At 69.0% G+C, this 1567-nt stretch carries 1 protein-coding gene; it reads left to right on the top strand.

Going from position 1 to position 1567, the window contains the following annotated elements; all coding sequences use genetic code 11:
- Positions 1–1567 (top strand): type VI secretion system tip protein TssI/VgrG (tssI, locus tag ABNT58_RS28980; RefSeq protein ID WP_348756811.1); only part of this gene is annotated, 1567 nt, incomplete at both ends.

The following is a 1567-nucleotide window of genomic DNA, read 5'->3' as shown; positions in this document are numbered from 1 at the left end:
TTCAGCGGCGAACGCGCGCTGACGATCAGCAGCCCCGCGATCCCGCAGCACCTGGGCCGCCCGGCGCTGGTGCCCTTGCGGCTGAGCGGCCGGGAGGCCATCAACGGCTTGTTCGAGTACCGGCTTGTGCTGCAGACGCCGGATGAGCTGGCGGAGTTTGGCGGACTGCTGCGCGGCGCCAACTTCAGCCTGCCGGACATGGTCGGGCGCGAGATCTCTTGTTGCATCGAGCTGGAAGGCCATGGCGCCGGCCTGCTCGGCAACCAAGGCGCCGGCCAGCGCCAGATCAACGCGCTGATCACCCAGGCTCGGCTGCTGGGCGAAGACAGCCGGCATGCGCTGTACGAACTCACCCTGCGCCCCTGGCTCTACCTGGCCACGCTGAGTACCGACTGCAAGGTGTTCCAGAACCAGACGCCGGTCGATGTGCTGCGTGCCGTGCTGGACGACTACATCTTCCCGGTCGAGTGGCGGCTGATCGAGCGGTACCCGGTGGTGGACTACCTGGTCCAGTACAACGAGACCGACTACCAGTTCCTGTGCCGGCTGATGCAGGCCTGGGGCATCAACCACCACTTCGAGCACACGAACGGCGTGCACCGGCTGGTGCTGAGCGACTACAACGGCGCATTCAAGCCCCTGCAGGCGGACGACCCCGGCAGCAGTTATCACGCGATCGCCTACTACCCGCCGGGCCACAAGATCGACGAGGAGTACATCCACGCCTTTGCACCGGTGGATCGATTGACCGCTGGGCGCTACGAGAGCCGCGAATACGACCACACCCGCCCGCGGGCGAATTTGGCAGCCACCGCCCGTGCGGCGCGCCCCACCGGCCAGGCTGGCCAAGACGTGTACCTGTGGCGCGGCAGCCAGACCGTCGGCGAGGGCGAAGCCGCCGTGCACCTGCCCGCCAGCGACTGGAGCCAACCCAACCGCGGCGCCGACAAAGCCGCGAACCAGACGGAAGCCCAAGGCCGCCACCTGGCCCGGCTGCGCATGGACGCGCTGCGGCAGCTCGGCCACCGCGCCCGCGGCCAGGGCCATGTGCGTGGCATCGCCGCCGGCCACAGCTTCCGCCTGCGCGAGCATCCGCAGGCCGCGGCCAACATCGACTACCTGACGCTGGCGGCGGACTTGGTGGTGGAGAACGTCAGCGAAGACACGGCGCGGGCTGGAGCGCCAAAGGCGCTGTCAGACGCCCGACGCCTGGGCGGCCAGTGGCGCTGCACGGTGGACTTCGAGGTGCAGCCCGCCAGCGAACTGCTGCGGCCCGAAACCACCCAGCCCAAGCCCCACATCCCCGGCCCCGAGACCGCCATCGTCTGCGGTCCTGACGCCGACACGGCCGAAACCAACCTCTACACCGACCACCTGGGCCGCATCAAGGTCCAGTTCCCGTGGGACCGCTATGGCCCCAACACCCACCACAGCAGCTGCTGGGTGCGCGTGAGCAGCGAGTGGGCGGGCAACCAACTGGGCGCCATGCACCTGCCGCGGGTGGGGCAAGAAGTCATCGTCAGCTTCATCGGCGGCGACATCGACCGGCCCATCTGCACCGGCCGGG

The organism is uncultured Aquincola sp., assembly GCF_964001545.1.
In the GTDB taxonomy this organism is placed as follows: Bacteria; Pseudomonadota; Gammaproteobacteria; order Burkholderiales; family Burkholderiaceae_C; genus Aquincola.
This window is presented reverse-complemented; position numbering and strand designations above follow the sequence as displayed.